The sequence below is a fragment of the Mesorhizobium newzealandense genome, from assembly GCF_042682145.1.
Taxonomy (GTDB): Bacteria; Pseudomonadota; Alphaproteobacteria; order Rhizobiales; family Rhizobiaceae; genus Mesorhizobium; species Mesorhizobium newzealandense.
In genome coordinates this window covers 17,518-36,147 of the sequence record NZ_JBHUGZ010000003.1, presented here as the reverse complement: position 1 = coordinate 36,147, position 18,630 = coordinate 17,518, and the positions used below count along the sequence as shown (strand labels likewise).

General features: G+C 61.9%; 16 protein-coding genes. 7 read left to right on the top strand and 9 right to left on the bottom strand.

Annotation, left to right across the window (positions count from 1 at the left end; genetic code table 11):
• Positions 1–12: 12 nt before the first annotated feature.
• Positions 13–1,638 (bottom strand): ABC transporter substrate-binding protein, encoded by a 1,626-nt coding sequence (locus tag ACFSOZ_RS06755; protein ID WP_379095093.1) that lies wholly within the window; start codon positions 1,636–1,638, stop codon positions 13–15.
• 942 nt (positions 1,639–2,580) lie between these two features.
• Between ACFSOZ_RS06755 and ACFSOZ_RS06750 the strand changes: the two genes are divergently transcribed.
• Positions 2,581–3,147, top strand: coding sequence for a polysaccharide biosynthesis C-terminal domain-containing protein (locus ACFSOZ_RS06750; RefSeq protein WP_379095090.1), 567 nt, complete (start codon positions 2,581–2,583; stop codon positions 3,145–3,147).
• Positions 3,141–4,367: a glycosyltransferase gene (locus tag ACFSOZ_RS06745; protein ID WP_379095087.1), complete on the top strand. Its 1,227-nt coding sequence runs from the start codon at positions 3,141–3,143 to the stop codon at positions 4,365–4,367. Before ACFSOZ_RS06750 ends, ACFSOZ_RS06745 begins: the two co-directional genes overlap by 7 nt.
• A gap of 61 nt (positions 4,368–4,428) precedes the next feature.
• On the opposite strand, the gene rbsK is transcribed toward ACFSOZ_RS06745, so the two are convergent.
• Genes rbsK through ACFSOZ_RS06730 form a run of 3 tightly spaced genes read right to left on the bottom strand, consistent with a single transcriptional unit; the run spans position 4,429 to position 6,900 of the window.
• Positions 4,429–5,358, bottom strand: a complete 930-nt coding sequence (gene rbsK, locus ACFSOZ_RS06740; RefSeq protein WP_379095084.1) for a ribokinase — start codon at positions 5,356–5,358, stop codon at positions 4,429–4,431.
• 4 nt (positions 5,359–5,362) lie between these two features.
• Positions 5,363–5,815, bottom strand: coding sequence for an RbsD/FucU family protein (locus ACFSOZ_RS06735; RefSeq protein WP_379095082.1), 453 nt, complete (start codon positions 5,813–5,815; stop codon positions 5,363–5,365).
• A 26-nt stretch (positions 5,816–5,841) separates the two neighbouring features.
• Entirely contained in the window at positions 5,842–6,900 is a 1,059-nt protein-coding gene (locus ACFSOZ_RS06730) for an ABC transporter ATP-binding protein (protein WP_379095079.1), read from the bottom strand.
• A gap of 283 nt (positions 6,901–7,183) precedes the next feature.
• On the opposite strand from ACFSOZ_RS06730, the gene ACFSOZ_RS06725 reads away from it, so the two are divergent.
• From ACFSOZ_RS06725 to ACFSOZ_RS06710, 4 genes are all read left to right on the top strand, one after another.
• The gene (locus tag ACFSOZ_RS06725; RefSeq protein WP_379095076.1) at positions 7,184–8,848 is read left to right on the top strand and encodes an ABC transporter substrate-binding protein; all 1,665 of its coding nucleotides are present in this window, start codon (positions 7,184–7,186) and stop codon (positions 8,846–8,848) included.
• An 87-nt stretch (positions 8,849–8,935) separates the two neighbouring features.
• Entirely contained in the window at positions 8,936–10,057 is a 1,122-nt protein-coding gene (locus ACFSOZ_RS06720) for a carbohydrate ABC transporter permease (protein ID WP_379095073.1), read from the top strand.
• 12 nt (positions 10,058–10,069) lie between these two features.
• The gene (locus ACFSOZ_RS06715) at positions 10,070–10,987 is read left to right on the top strand and encodes a carbohydrate ABC transporter permease (RefSeq protein ID WP_379095070.1); all 918 of its coding nucleotides are present in this window, start codon (positions 10,070–10,072) and stop codon (positions 10,985–10,987) included.
• Between the two features lie 2 nt (positions 10,988–10,989).
• A complete protein-coding gene (locus ACFSOZ_RS06710; RefSeq protein WP_379095068.1) occupies positions 10,990–11,313 on the top strand; it encodes a hypothetical protein in 324 nt (107 codons plus the stop codon).
• An 11-nt stretch (positions 11,314–11,324) separates the two neighbouring features.
• Here the strand turns inward: ACFSOZ_RS06710 and ACFSOZ_RS06705 are convergent, their stop codons facing one another.
• Positions 11,325–12,068 carry a creatininase family protein gene (locus tag ACFSOZ_RS06705; protein ID WP_379095065.1) on the bottom strand — a complete coding sequence of 248 codons (744 nt, stop codon included), beginning with the start codon at positions 12,066–12,068 and terminating at the stop codon, positions 11,325–11,327.
• Positions 12,069–12,071: 3 nt separating this feature from the next.
• Entirely contained in the window at positions 12,072–12,698 is a 627-nt protein-coding gene (locus tag ACFSOZ_RS06700; RefSeq protein WP_379095063.1) for an SIS domain-containing protein, read from the bottom strand.
• A gap of 108 nt (positions 12,699–12,806) precedes the next feature.
• On the opposite strand from ACFSOZ_RS06700, the gene ACFSOZ_RS06695 reads away from it, so the two are divergent.
• Positions 12,807–13,829 carry an aldo/keto reductase gene (locus tag ACFSOZ_RS06695; protein ID WP_379095061.1) on the top strand — a complete coding sequence of 341 codons (1,023 nt, stop codon included), beginning with the start codon at positions 12,807–12,809 and terminating at the stop codon, positions 13,827–13,829.
• A gap of 158 nt (positions 13,830–13,987) precedes the next feature.
• On the opposite strand, the gene ACFSOZ_RS06690 is transcribed toward ACFSOZ_RS06695, so the two are convergent.
• From ACFSOZ_RS06690 to clpX, 3 genes are all read right to left on the bottom strand, one after another.
• Positions 13,988–14,260: an HU family DNA-binding protein gene (locus ACFSOZ_RS06690; RefSeq protein ID WP_006201846.1), complete on the bottom strand. Its 273-nt coding sequence runs from the start codon at positions 14,258–14,260 to the stop codon at positions 13,988–13,990.
• A gap of 299 nt (positions 14,261–14,559) precedes the next feature.
• Positions 14,560–16,971 (bottom strand): endopeptidase La, encoded by a 2,412-nt coding sequence (gene lon / locus ACFSOZ_RS06685; protein ID WP_379095058.1) that lies wholly within the window; start codon positions 16,969–16,971, stop codon positions 14,560–14,562.
• Positions 16,972–17,277: 306 nt separating this feature from the next.
• Positions 17,278–18,552: an ATP-dependent Clp protease ATP-binding subunit ClpX gene (gene clpX, locus ACFSOZ_RS06680; protein ID WP_111545683.1), complete on the bottom strand. Its 1,275-nt coding sequence runs from the start codon at positions 18,550–18,552 to the stop codon at positions 17,278–17,280.
• Between the last annotated feature and the right edge of the window lie 78 nt (positions 18,553–18,630).

The following is an 18,630-nucleotide window of genomic DNA, read 5'->3' as shown; positions in this document are numbered from 1 at the left end:
GGCCAGCGCGGTTCACGATGCTGCATCCTCAGTCGTGCGGCCGCCCGCACCTGCCTCGGCTGGCGGCCGCGTTCTGACTTGACCGCTTCGGCAGCGGAGTAGAAATGGCCTTGGATTTGGGAGGTCGAGCGACAACCCAGATGAGGTCCGGGTGATCGCCAATCTGGGCAGCTCAAGAATCTGGACGCCGAAGGCAGAGAGCCGGTTGGCGTCAAGACCGATCACCTCCCTCTTTCTCGTGGCCGCTGAAACAGCACGGGCGGTTGCCGACCCGGCGCGGCCGGGGCTCCGATGGTCTCGTTGGTGATACACTGCGTACCTCCGAACAGCAATTGGTCGAGGCCGGCCGGCCCAGTAAGAGGCGAAGAACGGCTTCTTGAGCCAGACATTGTCCCAGTAGCCTTCATTGGGCTCCCTGATCACATTCAGGTTGAGCCCGGCCGCCCGGGCATGCTCCTGCCAGAGGAGAGCGGAGTCGGTCGCACCCGTGAAGCCGGCATCCGCGACTGACAGGTCGAACTGGGTGTTCTCCGCCCCCGCCTTCTTGAGGAGGTTCTTGACCATGTCGGGGTCGTAGACGTGCTTCGGCTGCGGATCGATCGCGAACTTGACGACCGGTGCGATCGGATTGTCGTTGCCGATGGCGCCGTGGCCGAGAAACACCTTCTGCACGATCTCGTCGCGATTGAGCGAGTACTTGATTGCATTGCGCACATCGGGATTGTCGAAGGGCGCCTTCTGGACGTTCATGAGATAGACGTAGTGGCCGTAGCCCGTCGTCTCTAAGATCACGAGATCGGGGTTCTGCTTCAGAATGTCGAGCGTCTTCAGATCGCAGCGATCCATGTAGTGGACCTCGCCGGTGTTGAGCGCATTGGTGCGCGCCGTCACATCGTTGATCGCCAGGCATTCGACACGGTCGAACCAGCCCTTGTCGGATTTGAAGTAGTTCGGGTTCTTGTTGAAGGTGGCGATGACGCCGGGCTCGAATTTCTCGAGCATATAGGGGCCGGTGCGGATGCCCGACTCCCAGTCGACGCCGCCCTCTTTCGCCGGCATTACCGGGATGTCCGATATGATGTAGGGGAAGTCGGCATTGCCGCCGTCGAGTTCGAACACCACCGTCTCGGCACCGTCGGCGACGACGTTATTGACCGAAGCCAAGATCGATTTCGCCACCGATCTCGTGCCCTCGATGGTGTGATGCCTGACCGAGACCACGACATCGTCGGCGGTAACCGTCTTGCCATTGTGAAAGGTAGCGCCTTTCCTCAGTTTGAACACCCACTTCTTGGCGCCGTCTGACGGCTCAAAGCTCTCGGCGAGGTCGGGGACCACGTTGCCCTTGGCATCGATCTCGGTCAGGCCGTTCGACAAGGTTCCCTGTAGCGCGGTGACGGTGAACGGGTTGAGGTAGATACCCGGGTCCATCGAATCGGTGGCGTCGCCATCGCCGATGCCGATCTTCAAGGTGCCGCCCTTCTTGGGCTCGGCGCGCACCGCCTGGACGAACATCGCATTGGCGGCCGTGGCCGTGAGGCCCGCGGCGAGCGCCAGCTGAACAAAGTCACGACGCGAAACCCTGCCTTTCGCGGCAAGCTTGGCGGCCGACTGCAGCTTCAATTCGAATTCCGTCATTTCCTGGTTTCTCCTTCAGATCCAGATGGAGAACGGGCATGTCCAAGAAAAGGAAACGAGGAGGCGCATCCCCTCACGAGATGGGTGGGTAACCTCCCCTGTTCGTTCTTGTTCTCGTTTAGTTACTCCGTCGCAGGCCAGACGGTTTCGGCCCGCGGCAGATCATAGCGCGCCCGAGTGTGGCGGGCAAACAGCCGACGCTCGCGACGCGTGCTACATGAAAGGGAGCCGCCTGAATGACGGTGTCCGTATCGCTGCGCTGCCGCTGGACGTCACCGTTACGAGCCTGGAAGCAGAGCTTGAGACCGGCAATCCCCTTTCCCAGCTATACGCAACGAGGCGACTAGGCTGGTTTGGACCAGCGGCAGCACAAGCCGTTCCGGCTCTGGTTGAGGCGCTCAAGGTTGAGCATCTCCGCCGGGAGGCGTCGAGGCGCTGGGAAAGATCGGGCCTCCGGCACGAGCTGCGATACCTGCGCTCGTGGCACTCCAGAATGAAGCTCTGGTTGGCATTTACGCAAAGGACGCGCTGTCCAAAATCAGAGGCAATTGATGGGCCCTGGACGCGCGCCAGGGATTTCCGCTTGTGGCCCAACCGCGACCTCCAGTGTGGTCGCCGCTAACGTCCGCTTTCAGGCGGTGGCAAAGGCATCCTCAACGGCCGATATGCGGCGCTAAGCGGTCTTTAGCGCGTGGGTCGCGCACCGACGGCGCGGGCTTGGCTGGATATTCGAAATACCGGCGCAGACGACAACCGATCCGAATTCAGATCAACTGACACGCTTGCAAGGGCAAGTCTGGCCGCTCCACGCGCCCAGAAATTCGCACTGCGCCCGAAAAAAGTCGTCGTGGCGATGCGAACCTGGCGGCCCAGTCAGGACATCCCGCGAAAATTGTGAGAGGTAGTTCGATCCGACTCGGTCAAATAACGAGGACTTTGTTCATGAGCGATCATTCCGGGATCCGCCCAAATATTCTTGAATCCACACTTGCCGCGGCTCAGCAGGATCAACGAACTCTCGACGAGCAGCGGCAAAACATTGCGCCTCTGGTGGACGGCATGTCGTTTTTCGACAGCATCCGGCACAATGATGACCGCGGCAGCGTCACGGAGGTCTATGACCCACGCTGGGGTTGGCATGCCGACCCGCTGGTCTTTTCCTACATGTTCACAATTCGCCCCGGCATGGTGAAAGGCTGGGGCCTGCACAAACTGCACGAGGATCGCTATTTTGTGGTCAGCGGCGAGTTGGAGCTGGTCCTTTATGATCCTCGCCCCGAATCCAGCACATACGGCAAGATTTCGAAGGTTTACCTCTCCGGCAATCGTCCACGCCTGGTCAATGTTCCGAAATTTGTCTGGCATGCCGACCGAAACATCGGAACGTCCGAAGTGGTCGTCATCAATTTCCCAACGATACAGTACGACCACTCAAATCCCGACAAGTACCGTCTGCCCATCGACACCGATCTCATTCCCTATGATTTCGGCAGCGCCAAGGGATGGTGAGCAAGCCCCGCATTTCCATCCTGATGCCGACGCATTCGCGCGTGGATGTCATCGGCGTGGCCATCCAGTCGGTGCTGGACCAGACCGTCGAGGATTTTGAGCTCCTGGTCGTCGGCGACGGCTGCGCGCCCGGCACAGCCGAGGTGGTCGAAACCTTTCAGGACGCCCGCATCCGCTTCTTCGATCTGCCCAAGGCGCCGAACTTTGGCTACGCCAACCGCAATATCGCGCTGCGCGAAGCGAGGGGCGAGTTGATCGGCTTTGCGGCCGACGACGATCTCCTGTTTCCGGATCATTTTGAAGTCCTGACGGAAGGCTTAAAAGGCGGGGCTGCGATCGCGTACAGCCAGGCGCTGTGGGTTTCCACCGATGGCATCGCCGCGCCCTTCCTGACCAATCTGGAGCTCGCCGACGAATTCAGGATGTTCACCGAGGTCGGCAATACGATACCCGCCAGTTGCTTCCTGTACCGGGCCGATTGCCTGCCTTCGCGGGATGTCTGGCCGGAAGACGTCGCATCGTGCGGGGACTGGCAGCTTTGGCGACGCATCATACGCGAGAACCCGCGGAATCCCCTCACCTATTGCCGCGTTCCAACCGTCCTGCATTTCAGCGCCAACTGGAAGAATTCGCGTTACTCCCAGGCATCGCAACTGGCTACGTTTCTCGACATCGCCGACAGAGCGGGCTGGTGGCCTTCAGCCTTACGCGTCTGGATACCGCACGCCAGCAAGGAACAATACGAGTATTCGCGCCTCATGCGCGCTGACCCCGCAGCCTGGAGTGAGCAGATGCGCCGTGCCGTCGGTGATCTGGTGGCGCGGCTTGCCTGGGAGGATGTCCAAACGACGCGACCGATGCTTGCAAGCGCTGAAGCGGGGATGGCCACGTTGCAGTTTGAAAACGCGAGGTTGCGCAACGAGCTGCAGTTGGCTCAGCAAGGCAGTGCCGAGCTACAGAGGGTCGCTTCGGACGCGAGCAACAAGGAAGCTGCGTTGCAGCCGGAAATCTCGAGGCTGCGCAACGAGCTCGATCTGGCTCAGCAAAGCAACGCCGAGCTACGGAGCGCCGCTTCGGATGCAAGGAACGAGAAGGACGGGATCGAACAAACGCTGCTGGCGTGCCGAACGGAAATCGCGGCTTTGTATCAGTCCAGAAGCTGGCGCCTCACCGGTCCGCTGCGCAGGATCTCCACCAGCTTGCGTTCGAAAAAATCATAGGGCTCAAAACCTTTAACAACAGGCCTGAGGCGGCGTCGGCGATCCGTCCACCAAGCCGATCTCACCCCCTTGCCAGCAGCGCCTCGACCTCCTGCAACGTCGGCATGGACGGCGCGGTGCCTGGCCGGGTCACCGAAATTCCGGCAACGGCGCAGGCGAAGCGTACCGCCTGCAACGGCTCGACACCTAGCGACAACGCGGCGGCCAGACCACCGTTGAAGGCATCTCCTGCCCCCGTGGTCTCGACAACCGGGCCGGCATTGATGACGGGAATGTGCTCGGAGCGATCCTTCGAGTGCAAAAGCGCACCCTTGTCGCCGAGCGTGACGATGACGGTGCCGACGCCCTTTTCCAGCAGCTTTCCGGCGGCGGCGCGTGCATCGTCGACCGAGGAGACCTTCATCCCGGTCAGTTCCTCCGTCTCGGTCTCGTTGGGCGTGAGATAGTCGCACAGCGTGTAGATGCGGTCGGGAAGCTTTGCCGCCGGGGCTGGGTTGAGGATGGTCGTCACCCCTGCCCCGCGTGCGATCTCCAGCGCCCGCATGGCGGCATCGATCGGCTGTTCGAGCTGGGTGACAAAGACGCCGGCACTGCTGATCAGAGCGGCATTGGCTTCGATATCGGCTGACGAGATCAGCGTCGCCGCGCCGGGGCTGACGATGATGGCGTTGTTGCCGGTCGTCTCCTCGACAAAGATGTAGGCGGCACCGGTGTAGCTTTCCGGCGTGTCGATGACGGCATTCTTGACGCCCGCCTGGGCCCAGGTTTGCCTGGCCATATCGGCGAAGGGATCGACGCCAAGGCGGGTGAGGAACGTGACGTCGGCGCCAAGCTTGCCGGCGGCCACCGCCTGGTTCGAGCCCTTGCCGCCCGGCCCCAGCTTGAACGAGTTGCCGAGGATCGTCTCGCCCAACCGCGGCTGGCGATCGGCGCGATAGGCTGTGTCGGCGACGAACACACCAAGGATGACGACAGGCTTGCCCGAGGCCATGCCGTTACTCCGCATCCGGAGGCACGACGCCCTTGCGGAAGGCGAAGCAGCCATAGAAGCGGCGCTCACCGGTCTGGATGACGCAGTAGGCCTGCTTGGCGCGCTCGTAGAAGGCGTAGCGCTCGACCGCCATCATAGGCCACGACTTGCCTTCGGCGGCGTCGATTTCCTTCTGCACTTCCTTTTGCACGGGCGGAATCTCGTCCGGCTTGCCGACGATCTCCATGCGCGCGGCGGAGTCATCGACGAATGTATCCAGCGGGTAAAGCGACAGCACCGCCCTAGCCACCTCGGCGGCCGGCGCATCGATGCGCAGCAGGCGGCCGAGCGCGGTCTGGCGCGCCACCGAATCGGACGGGAAGTTGGTGTCGGCGATGATCAAATCATCGCCATGCCCCATCGCCCGCAATGCCTGCAGCACGTCGGCATTGAGCAACGGATTGATGCCTTTGAGCATGGTCTTCCTCGTGAAGTCGTTTGTGATCAGAGACGCTTGCCGGTCTCGGCGTCGAAAAGATGGATCTGGTCCAGCCTCGGCTTCAAGGTGAGCGTGTCGCCGGGCTTGAAGTCGTGGCGCTCGCGGAACAGCGCCACCATCTCGCCTTCGCCGAAGCGCAGGAACACCAGCGTTTCCGAGCCGGTCGGCTCGACCACCGAAATCTTCGCCGCCACGCCGTCGGGATGGATCTCGAGATGTTCCGGGCGCACGCCATAGACGACGGCCTGCCCGTCCTGCGCGGCATTGTCCGACGCAATCGGGAACAATGTCCCTGCGATTTCGACACCAGGCTTGCCGCCCTTGCGCATGACACCCTTGAGCAGGTTCATCGAAGGCGAGCCGATGAAGCCGGCGACGAACAGGTTGGCCGGCCGGTCGAACAGTTCCAGCGGCGCACCGACCTGCTCGATGCGGCCGTCGCGCATGACGACGATCTTGTCGGCCATGGTCATGGCCTCGATCTGGTCGTGGGTGACGTAGATGGTGGTGGTCTTCAGGCGTTGGTGGAGTTCCTTAATCTCGGTGCGCATCTGCACGCGCAGCTTGGCGTCGAGATTGGACAGCGGCTCGTCGAACAGGAACACCTGCGGATTGCGCACGATGGCGCGGCCCATAGCCACACGCTGGCGCTGGCCGCCGGAGAGCTGGCGGGGATAGCGTTTCAGATAGGGATTGAGGTCGAGGATGTCGGCGGCGCGCTTGACCCGCTCGGCGACCACGGCTGGATCGGTTTTCCGAAGCTTGAGCGCAAAGGCCATGTTCTGCTCGACCGTCTTGTGCGGATAGAGCGCATAGTTCTGGAACACCATGGCGATGTCGCGCTTGGCCGGCGGCAAATGGTTGACGATGCGGTCGCCGATGGCGATCGTGCCGCCGGAGACGGTCTCCAGCCCGGCCACCATTCTGAGCAGCGTGGACTTGCCGCAACCCGATGGGCCAACCAGCACCACGAACTGTCCGTCGGCAATGTCGACGCTGACTTCGTGCAGGACCTTGACGGTTCCAAACGCTTTGGCCACCTTGCTGATTGCGACTTGAGCCATATCTCCCCCATCGGCCCCATCGGCCGTAGACGCAGAAGCTAACCAACGCGAACGGTCAGGGCAAGTCGGTCTCTTATAGATAAAAACCTGTTGTCGTTGACACGGCGTTTGGTTGTGAGAATAGTGGCGGGCGCTGGTCCAAAATCGGTACCGCTATCGGAGCTTCAATCAAGCAGGTGGGGTCCTGCGTAGTTCGTTTCCGAGCCGGGAGAATCGTTGGCGCTCCAGCGTCCGACAAGGTTGGCCATATCCATTCACGCTGATGTTCTGGGAGGAATAGTCGATGAGAACAGGTCTTTACGATAAACTGGTCCGTGCCGGCGCCACGAGGCGCGACATCTTGAAGGGCGCGGCCAGCATGGCCGCGATAGCGGCCGCATCCGGCGCCGGACTTGGCGCCTTCACGCGCCCTGCTTCCGCGGCTAGCGAGCTACGCTCCAAAATCCTGCAGATCCCAGGCGTCGGCAAGGGTCAGCCGACCGACGCCGATTTCCAGAAGGTCGGTGAACTCTGCCTCGAAGCGACCAAAGCCAACGTCAAGGAAGGCGAATTCGCCGGCGTCGAACTGACCTTCATGGGTCTCAACAACCAGAACCTGCACAATGTGCTGTTCCGCGGCTTCCTGAAGCCATGGGAAGCCTACACCGGCGCCAAGATCAGCTGGATCGACCTGGCGCAGGCCGACTACAACGCCCGCCTGCAGCAGTCGATCGCTACCGGCACCGTCGATTTCGACATCATCGAGATGGGCGCACCGTTCGAAGGCGATGTCTGTGGCAAGGGCCTGACGTCGGAAATGCCGGACTGGGTCAAGACGCAGATCGATTTCGACGATCTGGTCAACTACCTGAAGCCTCCGGTCGGCACCTGGGATGGCAAGCAGTATCGCGTGACCATCGACGGTGACACGCACAATTTCAACTACCGCACTGACGTGTTCGCCGACGCCGACCTCGCCAAGGCCTGGAAGGATGGCGGCGGTGAAGGCGAGTGGGGCGTGCCGAAGACCTGGCAACAGGTTCAGGCCGTGACCAAGTTCCTCAAGGGCAAGAAATTCAAGGGCCAGGACGTCTACGGCTATCTCGATGCGCCCAAGCCGTGGGGCGGTTTCGGCTTCTACTTCCTTGGCAGCCGCGCCACCGCCTATGCCAAGCATCCCGATGACAAGGCCTGGCTGTTCGACGCCGACACGATGAAGCCGCGCATCAACAATCCGGCCTGGGTGCGCGCCATCCAGGACGTCATCGACGCCTTGCCTTCGGAACCGGCCGACCAGATCAACGCCGACCCGAACACCACTGGCTTCCAGCAGTTCCTGGCCGGTACCGGTTCGATGATCCCCTGGTGGGGCGACATCGGTTCCAACGTCAAGACCAACGATTCCTCGGTCATCGGCGACGTCACCGGCTTCTCGATCCTGCCGGGTTCGGACGACGTCTACAATTCCAAGACAGGCGCCTGGGAAAAGCTCGCCAGCGGGCCGAACTACTCGCCGAACTGCGCCTATCTGGGCTGGGGCGTCTACGTCATGGCGCGCGTCGATGCCGACGAAAAGAAGAAGAAGGCGGCATGGTCCGCCGCCGCCCATCTCGGCGGCAAGGACCTGTCGATCTGGACGGCCATGTATCCGTCCGGCTTCCAGCCCTACCGCAACTCCCATTTCGACATTCCGGAATGGGTGGCGGCTGGCTACGACGAGGCGTTCATCACCTCGTACCTCAAGTCGGAGGGCGACTCCTACAACCATCCGAACGCAGCGATCGAGCCACGCATCCCCGGCATCTTCCAGTACTACAGCGCCGCCGAGGACATCCTGGCCAACACCTTCGCCGGCAAGATGAAGGCACAGGAAGGCGCCGACGCCATTGCTGCGGCCTGGGAGAAGCTGACCGACCAGATCGGCCGCGAAAAGCAGATCAAGCTCTACAAGGCCTCCCTCGGCATGTAGGCTATGTGAAACCGTGGTCCGGCGGCAACGCCGGACCACAGCCGATCGGCTCCGGCTCCTCGATGAGCCTTCAAACGGGCGAAATTTGTGGCTGACCAGACTTCGACCGCAAAACAGTGGCCGGCAGGTGCCGCCCCCTCCGATCTGATTTCACCAGGCCGCAAGCGGCTCGGCTGGGTGCTGATGGCCGTTGCGACGCTTGGCCTGCTGGCGGTGATCGCGCTAGAGATCCTGTACAAGACCGAAACCGGCACTGTTGGCTTCGAAACCTGGCGCCCTGTCGTCTACGCCTATGTGCTGTGGGGCGTGGCAATCGGCATCGGACAGGTTTTGACACGCGGTGAAGACGGCCAGCGCGCGCTGTTCCTGTTGCCGGCGCTGCTGTTCACCATCGCCATGGTGATCTTCCCCACCCTGTTCGGCTTCTACATCGCGCTCACCGACTGGAACCTCAGCTCCTTCAGTGGGCGAAAATTCAACGGGCTCGCGAATTTCTGGCAGATGCTCGGCGATCCCTACTATCGCAATGCGCTGTTCAACATGGTGCTCTATGTGCTTGCCGTGCTGGTCGAATACGTGATTGCCTTCGGCCTGGCGCTGTTGCTCAACGCGCAGATCCGGGCGCGCAAGTTTTTCCGCGTCGTCTTCCTGATGCCGCTGATGCTGTCGCCGGTCGCGGTGTCATGGATGGTCGGCAAGTCGCTGATGGAATATCGCTTCGGCCCGGCAGCCACACTGGCGCGCTATCTCGGCTGGGAAAACCCGGCCTTCTTCTCGGATCCGATCATCGCCCGCATCTCGATCATGGTGCTGGATGCCTGGACCTTCATCCCATTCATGATGATCATGCTGCTGGCCGGCCTGCAGGCGATGTCACGTGAGATCCTCGAAGCGGCACGGGTCGACGGCGCCAATGCGTGGCAGACCTTCTGGCAGGTCACCTTTCCGCTGATGCTGCCGGTGTCGGTGACGGCGGTCATCCTGCGCATCATCTTCAAGCTGAAGCTGGCCGACATTATCATCACGGTGACCTCGGGCGGGCCCGGTGGCGCCACCGATTCCGTTTCCAGCTTCATCTACCGCGAATACCGCGACCGCTCGAATGTCGGCTACGGCACCATGCTGGCGATGGCCTATCTCGTCATCATCATCGTGTTCGTGACCTGGCTGCTGAAATTCGCCAGCCGCTTCGTGCGCAACGTCAACTGAGCGGCGGGGATCATGAGCGTTCAAACCACCGAATACACCGTTTCCGAAATCCGCTCTCCGGCGAGTTTCATCACCAGCCGCGTCTTCATCTATGGCGCGCTGGTGTTCTGGGCCTTCATCTGCCTGTTCCCGATCTACTGGACGCTAACGACCTCGTTCAAATCGGCGGTCGACGTCACCCAGGGCCACTTGATCCCCTTCGTCGACTTCCAGCCGGACTGGAAGGGCTGGCGCTCACTTGGCCTGTCACCGGATTCGATCTTCCAGACCTCCACGGTGCGCGATGAGTTCTTCAAGCGCTTCATGAACTCGGTCATCACCTCCGTCGGCGCGTCGAGCCTTGCAATTGTCATCGGCAGCCTGGCGGCCTACGGCCTTACCCGCTACCGCTACCACTTCGCCTGGTTCAAGAACGAAGACATTTCGTTCTTCTTCCTGTCGCAGCTGATCCTGCCGCCGGTGGTGCTGGCGCTGCCTTTCCTGGTGCTCTACCGGGAGGTCGGGCTGCTCGACACGCGCATCGGGCTGATCCTGCTCTACACGCTGATGGTGCTGCCGATCGTCATCTGGATCATGCGCGACCAGTTCAACTCGATCCCGGTCGAGCTCGAGGAGGCTGCGCTCGTCGACGGGCTGTCGATCTGGGGCGCCTTTTTCCGCATCGTCATGCCGATCGCGCTGCCGGGCATGGTCGCCGCCTTCATCCTGGCGATGGTGCTGTGCTGGAACGAGTATTTCTTCGCGGCCCTTTTGACCTCGACCGATGCCAAGACAATTCCGGTCATGGTGGCGAGCCAGACCGGCTCGCAAGGCATCAACTGGTGGTCGATGGCAGCGCTGGCCACGGCGGCAATTGCGCCATTGGCCGTCATCGGCATCGCGCTCGAACGTTACCTCATCATGGGCATGACTGCGGGAGCAGTGAAGTAGCCATGGCCGGCCAGTACTGGTTCGCGCGCAACATCCGTGCCGGCTATGTCGGCCGCGGCCGCTACGGCAAGGGCGCCATGCCACTCGGCTGGCAAGGCCGCGCCGTCATCGCCGGTTTTGTCATGGCCATGCTGTCCGGTGCCCTGCTGATGGCCCTGGTGGGCGTCTACGGCAACCACCTTGCGCTTGGCATAGCCCTCTACGTCATCCTTGCCCTATGCGGGGGCGGCATCTTCATCTGGGCCGTGGCCACCAAGAGCGACCCGAACAAGTCGATGGCCGAATACCGGGCGGAGCGGCAGCGCGCCAGATCGAGCGGCGCATAATTCTTGCCCGGTCAGCCAAGAAGCGTCGCGCGCAGATGCTCGAGGATCATGGCCACACCCTTTTGCCCGAGCTCGGCCGAAGCGTCCCTGGCGGTCGCCGTATACCAGCTCTTGTTGTCTTCGAAGTGAGCGGCGTCGACCGCCTCCGGGCATAGCGCCAGCATCAGAGATGTCTCGCCGATGCCGGCATGGTCGAACGGGTATTTGCCGTTCATTTCCGCCGACATCAGCGGATGCACCTGCACCCAGTTGAAGAAGTTTTCACCCGCGGCGTGCCCGGAATAGTAGTCGGCCATCGCCTCCGAGCCCCACCAGCCCTCGCCACGCTCCTTTTCGAGGAAACGGAAGATCGCCTGGCGGCCGGCGGTCTTGAAGGCGAGATCGGTCGGCATGCCGGCGGCGAAGTTCTCGGTCTGGTGGTGGATGATGGCGTGGATGTTGCGAAAGCCGACGCGCAGCAGGCTGTAGAACAGCTCCTCCGCAAACGGCGCCAGCGCATTGCCGCCGACCTGCACCGAGCCGCTGCCCTCCGGCGCCGCCACCGCATAGCTCGCCGCGCCATAGTAGAAGGGCGGCAGGATGACGATGTCGGCCTCCTTTTCGAACAGCTCCAGCGTCTTGATGACGGCCAGTGTGTCCATGCCGACGGCCATGTGCTCGCCATGGTATTCGAGCACGCCGAGCGGCAGCGCGACCGGCCAGTTCTCGGCGATCGCCTTGCGGATCTGGTGCGGCAGCATCAATTCGTAGCGCATGATCTATTCCATGTTGGTGTGGCGGGCGCGCATCGCTTCAGGCGATGCGCCGATCAAATCCCTGAGCTTCAGCACCATCACCTCGAACAGCAGGAACAGCGCGCCTTCGAACACCGAGCCCATCGGCAGGACCGATGTTTTCTTCGTTCCCTGGTCGTTGGCCATGGTCTGTGCCGGGATGAGCAGCGTGAAATCGGCGCGCTCTGCGGCGCTGCTTTCGGCTTGGGCGGTCAGCAGGAGGTTCGTTGCGCCTGCATGGTGCGCGATCTGCATCAAGGTCAGCACGGTCGAAGTCTCTCCCGGCCCTGAACTGGCGAGGAAGACATCGCCGGCCCCCAAAGGCGGCGTGGTCATGTCGCCAACCACCGAGACCGACAGGCCCAGATGATAGAGCCGCATGGCAAGACCCTTGACCTGCAAGGCCTCGCGGCCGCAGCCGTAGACGATGATCTGCCTTGCTCCTGCCAGCATCTTGCAGGCGGCGTCGATGCGGCCCTCGTCAATGCCCGCCAGCACGCCGCCGAGTTCGTCCAGTGCGGTCTTGAACAGGTTTTCGCTCCGCTCGCTCACCGCAAATCCGCCCTCGAAATCATCCCGGGATTTTCCCAAGAACAGCTTGATTTTGCTCATGCTAGCAACCGCGAAAATGCGTGTCCAACGCTCCGCGACGCTTTTGCCGGGCCACAGGCATGATAGTGTCATGTCAGACAAATCAACCCCCCGGGAAAATTGCAGGATATGAAGACACGGCATTTCGACCGCATCGGCAATGGTGGCATCGACTTTACGGAACTTGGCTTCGGCACTGCGCCGCTCGGCAATCTCTACCGTGCTGTCTCGGACGAGGACGCCAATGCCACGCTGGAGGCCGCCTGGGCGACCGGCTGCCGCTACTACGACACCGCGCCGCTCTACGGGCTTGGCCTGTCGGAAACGCGGCTCAATCCGTTCCTGCGCGGCAAGAAGCGCGACGACTACGTGCTGTCGAGCAAGGTCGGCCGCATCATGCGCGCCTGCCCGCCCGAAGAGCGCACGGGCATCGGCAAGTTCTTCGACACGCCGTCGCGTCGCGAGGTTTACGACTACAGCTATGACGGCGTCATGCGGTCCTTCGAGGCCTCATTGGAGCGGCTTGGCGTCGATCGGATCGACATCCTCTTCGTGCACGATGTCGACATCTTCACCCATGGCAGCAAGCAGGCGTCCGACCAACGCATCGAGGAGTTCATGCGCTCGGGTTATTACGGGCTGCTGTCCCTGCGCGACCAGGGGGTGATCAAGGCGTTCGGCGGCGGCATCAATGAGTGGCAGGTCTGTCAGGCGCTGGCCGAGCGCGGCGACTTCGATCTCTTCCTGCTTGCCGGCCGCTATACGCTGCTGGAGCAGGAGGCGCTCGCATCCTTCCTGCCGCTCTGCCAGAAGCGCGGCATCGGCATCGTTCTCGGCGGCCCCTACAATTCCGGCATCCTGGCCACGGGGCCGAAGCCTGGCGCCTATTACAATTACACCGAGGCGCCACAGGACGTGCTCGACCGCGTGGCGCGCATCGAGGCGGTCTGCAAGCGCCACGGCGTGCGGCTGATCGAGGCCGCATTGCAGTTTCCGCTGCAGCATCCATCGGTGGTGTCGGTAATCCCGGGCGGCCAGCGGCCGAGTGAAGTCGAGAGCAACCGGTCGCTGCTCGACGCGAAGCTGCCGGTAGCGCTTTGGGCCGATCTCAAGAAGGAAGGCCTGATGCGCGCCGAGGCGCCGACCGCGTAATCCACTTCGCAACCCGGGCGACCACGCGCGTCGGCGTCGGGCACAAAAAAGAAAAGCCGGGCAAGCCCGGCTTTTCTGGTCGCATGTACCTGCGTCGGGCGGTAAAAATGAAAAGCCGGGCAAGCCCGGCTTTTCTGGTCTCTGAAAGAAAAAGGCGCTTAGTTGACTGCGTCCTTGAGGCCCTTGCCGGCCGAAAACTTCGGCACGGTGCGCGCCGGGATCTTCACTTCTGCGCCGGTCTGCGGGTTGCGGCCGGTCGAGGCCGCACGCTTTGACACGGTGAAATTGCCAAAGCCGACAAGCCGGACATCGCCGCCCTTCTTCAGTTCGCCGGTGATCACGGAAAATACCGCATCGACCGCCGACTGCGCGTCACCCTTCGAAATGCTCGCGGCGTCGGCGACAGCGGACACCAGTTCGTTCTTGTTCATAAAAATTCCCTTCCATGAGAACACCGGAACTTACGACTCATCCGGCAGGAAACGGACTTTAGAAAGAAGCGTTCCCGCAACCAAGTCGAAAAGGCAGGAAAAAATCGGAAAAACCCCGGAATTCCGGGGTTTTTCACATGAAAAAGCCGGGCGCGAAGCCCGGCTCTCTGTTTGTGCACTGCAACCTTAGCGAAAACTAACGCATGGCCTCGAAAACCGCAGTCGGTTTTCGGAAAGGACCATGCGCAAGTCCAAGGTGTTAGAGCGTCCTTTGCGCGTCCACGTGGACGCGCGGCGCCCTAATGCGCAAGCGTCTTGCCGGCATCGTCCGCGCTGTCCGTCGCGGCCGGGGGATTGACCGGTTCGACCCATTCAATCGGCTCCGGCATACGCACCAGTGCATGGCGCAACACCTCACCGACCCGTCCGACCGGAATGATCTCCATGCCGTTCTTCACGTTGTCCGGAATCTCCGCCAGATCCTTGGCGTTGTCTTCCGGGATCAGCACCTTCTTGATGCCGCCGCGCAGTGCGGCCAGCAGCTTCTCCTTCAGGCCGCCGATCGGCAATACCCTGCCGCGCAGCGTGATCTCGCCGGTCATGGCGACATCCGCCTTGACCGGAATGCCGGTCAGCACCGAGACGATGGCGGTCGCCATCGCCACGCCAGCCGACGGTCCATCTTTAGGCGTCGCACCTTCCGGCACGTGCACGTGGATGTCGCGCTTGTCGAACAGCGGCGGCTCGATGCCGAAATCGACGGCGCGCGAGCGGACATAGGACGCCGCCGCCGAAATCGATTCCTTCATCACGTCGCGCAGGTTGCCGGTCACCGTCATGCGGCCCTTGCCGGGCATCATGACACCTTCGACCGTCAGCAACTCGCCGCCGACTTCCGTCCAGGCGAGCCCGGTAACGACACCGACCTGATCGTCAGCCTCGACCTGACCGAAGCGGAAACGCGGAACACCGAGGTAGTCGGCGAGGTTCGCCGCCGTGATGTTCACTGTCTTCGTCTTCGTCTTCAGAATCTCGGTCACAGCCTTGCGCCCGAGCTTCATCAGATCGCGCTCCAGGCTTCTGACGCCCGCTTCACGGGTGTAGGTCTGGATGATGGCGCGGATCGCGTCCTCGCCGACGGAGAATTCCTTCGGCTGCAGGGCATGGTCGCGCACCACCTTCGGCATCAGGTGCCGCTTGGCGATTTCGATCTTCTCGTCCTCGGTGTAGCCGGCGATACGGATGATCTCCATGCGGTCCATCAACGGCGCAGGGATGTTCAGCGTGTTCGCGGTCGTCACGAACATCACGCTCGACAGGTCGTATTCGACCTCGAGGTAATGGTCCATGAACGTCGAGTTCTGTTCGGGATCGAGCACCTCGAGCAGCGCCGACGACGGATCGCCACGGAAGTCCTGGCCCATCTTGTCGATCTCGTCGAGCAGGAAGAGCGGGTTGGACTTCTTCGCCTTCTTCATCGACTGGATGACCTTGCCGGGCATCGAGCCGATATAGGTGCGCCGATGGCCACGGATCTCGGCTTCGTCACGCACGCCGCCGAGGGCCATGCGGATGAATTCGCGACCGGTCGCCTTGGCGATCGACTTGCCGAGCGAGGTCTTGCCGACGCCGGGAGGGCCGACGAGGCACAGGATCGGCCCCTTCAGCTTCTTCTGGCGGCTTTGCACGGCAAGGTACTCGACGATGCGGTCCTTGACCTTGTCGAGGCCGAAATGGTCGGTGTCGAGCACGTTCTGCGCGAAGGCCAGGTCCTGCTTGACCTTGGAGTTCTTGCCCCACGGGATCGACAGGATCCAGTCGAGATAGTTGCGCACAACGGTCGATTCCGCCGACATCGGCGACATCGTCCTGAGCTTCTTCAGTTCGGCTTCCGCCTTTTCGCGGGCCTCCTTGGAGAGCTTGGTCTTCTTGATGCGCGCCTCGATCTCGGCAGCCTCGTCGCGGCCGTCCTCGCCCTCGCCGAGCTCCTTCTGGATCGCCTTCATCTGCTCGTTGAGGTAGTATTCGCGCTGCGTCTTCTCCATCTGGCGCTTGACACGCGAGCGGATGCGCTTCTCCACCTGCAGGACGGAGATTTCGGCCTCCATGAAGCCCATCGCCTTTTCCAGCCGCTCCTTGACCGAGAGCGTGGCCAGCATTTCCTGCTTTTCAGGGATCTTGATGGCGAGATGCGAAGCGACCGTGTCGGCGAGCTTGGAATAGTCGTCGATCTGGCTGGCGGCACCCACCACTTCCGGCGAGATCTTCTTGTTCAGCTTGACGTAGTTCTCGAAGTCGGTGACGACCGAACGAGCCAGCGCCTCGACCTCGACCTCTTCCTCTTCCGGCTCGACCAGCGCCGCGGCGCGGGCCTCGTGGAAGTCGGGACGGTCGGTGAACGAGACGATTTTCGCGCGCGAGGCGCCTTCGACCAGAACCTTGACGGTGCCGTCGGGCAGCTTCAGCAATTGCAGCACATTGGCGAGCGTGCCGATGTCGAAGATGGCATCGGGCTCGGGATCGTCATCGGCGGCATTCATCTGGGTGGCAAGCAGGATCTGCTTTTCCTGCCCCATCACCTCTTCCAGCGCCTTGATCGACTTTTCGCGCCCGACAAAGAGTGGAACGATCATGTGCGGGAACACCACGATGTCGCGCAGTGGGAGGACTGCGAAGACGCCGTCGCTGGGAGCCTTGGATATTTTGGCCATTGTCCAACCTTTCATGTCGCGGCCGCCAATCAGCCAACCGCGAATCTTATATTAACGACCGGGGATCGTTCCGCCTACCACCGTTTGTGACGGGAGTTTTACAGCACAGAAATCGGGCACCTCGGCCTTCTCCAATTAGTTGGATGCACGATCCACAAAGATCAAGGGGCCCGAACAATTCCGCTCCTCCAACTTGCCCGCAAGTGACACATTTGCGACGGCAAGGCCGGGCGTACCCGCAAAACCCTGCGCGACAGCAAAACGGCGCCTTGCGGCGCCGTTTCAGAATTTCGCTGCGGGCTCATGTCAGGCGCTGACATTGCCCTTCTTTTCCTTCTGTTCGGAATAGATGTAGAGCGGCCGGGCACTGCCGGTCACCACCTCTTCCGAAATAACCACTTCGCGCACGCCTTCGAGTGCGGGAAGTTCGAACATCGTGTCGAGCAGGATCGCTTCCATGATCGAGCGCAGGCCGCGCGCGCCGGTCTTGCGCTCGATGGCGCGCTTGGCGATCGCCGACAGGGCGTTCTCGTGGAAGGTCAGGTCGACATTCTCCATCTCGAACAGCCGCTGATACTGCTTGACCAGCGCGTTCTTCGGCTCGGTCAGGATCTGGATCAGCGCCGGTTCGTCGAGGTCCTCCAGCGTCGCCAGGACCGGCAGACGGCCGACAAATTCGGGGATAAGACCGAATTTCAGCAAATCCTCGGGCTCGACCAGGCGGAAAACATCGCCGGTGCGGCGATCCTCGGGCGAAGCGACGATGGCGCCGAAGCCGATCGAGGTTTTCCTGCCGCGATCCGAGATGATCTTGTCCAGCCCGGCGAAGGCGCCGCCGCAGATGAACAGGATGTTGGCGGTGTCGACTTGCAGGAACTCCTGCTGCGGATGCTTCCTGCCACCCTGGGGCGGCACGGAGGCGACGGTGCCTTCCATGATCTTCAGCAGTGCCTGCTGCACGCCCTCGCCCGACACGTCGCGGGTGATCGAGGGATTGTCGGACTTGCGCGAAATCTTGTCGATCTCGTCGATGTAGACGATGCCGCGCTGGGCCCGCTCGACATTGTAGTCGGCCGACTGCAACAGCTTCAGGATGATGTTTTCGACGTCCTCGCCGACATAGCCGGCTTCGGTCAGCGTCGTGGCGTCAGCCATGGTGAAGGGCACGTCGATGATACGGGCCAGCGTCTGCGCGAGCAGCGTCTTGCCGCAACCGGTCGGGCCGATCAGCAGGATGTTCGACTTCGCCAGCTCGACATCGTTGTTCTTGCCGGCATGCGCGAGGCGCTTGTAGTGGTTGTGGACCGCCACCGACAGCACGCGCTTGGCGTAGGGCTGGCCGATGACATAGTCGTCGAGAACCTTGAGGATCTCCTGCGGTGTCGGCACGCCCTCGCGCGACTTCACCATCGAGGTCTTGTTCTCCTCGCGGATGATGTCCATGCACAGTTCGACGCATTCGTCGCAGATGAAGACCGTCGGACCGGCGATCAGCTTGCGCACTTCGTGCTGGCTTTTGCCGCAAAACGAGCAGTAAAGCGTGTTCTTGGTATCGCCGCTGTTGTTGCCGACCTTGCTCATTTTCATGTCCTTTCATGGCCGCCCGCCGATGGTCTGGCTGAAAGGGCGCATTCTCTATCTATCGCGGGAATCCGCCGC

What these genes read in the sequence shown, in the direction of transcription:
- ACFSOZ_RS06705 (WP_379095065.1), bottom strand. Translation starts at nt 12,068, where the DNA reads ATGCGCTACGAATTGATGCTGCCGCACCAGATCCGCAAGGCGATCGCC.
- ACFSOZ_RS06710 (WP_379095068.1), top strand. Translation starts at nt 10,990, where the DNA reads ATGGCCGGCCAGTACTGGTTCGCGCGCAACATCCGTGCCGGCTATGTC.
- ACFSOZ_RS06745 (WP_379095087.1), top strand. Translation starts at nt 3,141, where the DNA reads ATGGTGAGCAAGCCCCGCATTTCCATCCTGATGCCGACGCATTCGCGC.
- ACFSOZ_RS06755 (WP_379095093.1), bottom strand. Translation starts at nt 1,638, where the DNA reads ATGACGGAATTCGAATTGAAGCTGCAGTCGGCCGCCAAGCTTGCCGCG.
- ACFSOZ_RS06730 (WP_379095079.1), bottom strand. Translation starts at nt 6,900, where the DNA reads ATGGCTCAAGTCGCAATCAGCAAGGTGGCCAAAGCGTTTGGAACCGTC.
- ACFSOZ_RS06695 (WP_379095061.1), top strand. Translation starts at nt 12,807, where the DNA reads ATGAAGACACGGCATTTCGACCGCATCGGCAATGGTGGCATCGACTTT.
- rbsK (WP_379095084.1), bottom strand. Translation starts at nt 5,358, where the DNA reads ATGGCCTCGGGCAAGCCTGTCGTCATCCTTGGTGTGTTCGTCGCCGAC.
- lon (WP_379095058.1), bottom strand. Translation starts at nt 16,971, where the DNA reads ATGGCCAAAATATCCAAGGCTCCCAGCGACGGCGTCTTCGCAGTCCTC.
- ACFSOZ_RS06715 (WP_379095070.1), top strand. Translation starts at nt 10,070, where the DNA reads ATGAGCGTTCAAACCACCGAATACACCGTTTCCGAAATCCGCTCTCCG.
- ACFSOZ_RS06725 (WP_379095076.1), top strand. Translation starts at nt 7,184, where the DNA reads ATGAGAACAGGTCTTTACGATAAACTGGTCCGTGCCGGCGCCACGAGG.
- ACFSOZ_RS06700 (WP_379095063.1), bottom strand. Translation starts at nt 12,698, where the DNA reads ATGAGCAAAATCAAGCTGTTCTTGGGAAAATCCCGGGATGATTTCGAG.
- clpX (WP_111545683.1), bottom strand. Translation starts at nt 18,552, where the DNA reads ATGAGCAAGGTCGGCAACAACAGCGGCGATACCAAGAACACGCTTTAC.
- ACFSOZ_RS06690 (WP_006201846.1), bottom strand. Translation starts at nt 14,260, where the DNA reads ATGAACAAGAACGAACTGGTGTCCGCTGTCGCCGACGCCGCGAGCATT.
- ACFSOZ_RS06735 (WP_379095082.1), bottom strand. Translation starts at nt 5,815, where the DNA reads ATGCTCAAAGGCATCAATCCGTTGCTCAATGCCGACGTGCTGCAGGCA.
- ACFSOZ_RS06750 (WP_379095090.1), top strand. Translation starts at nt 2,581, where the DNA reads ATGAGCGATCATTCCGGGATCCGCCCAAATATTCTTGAATCCACACTT.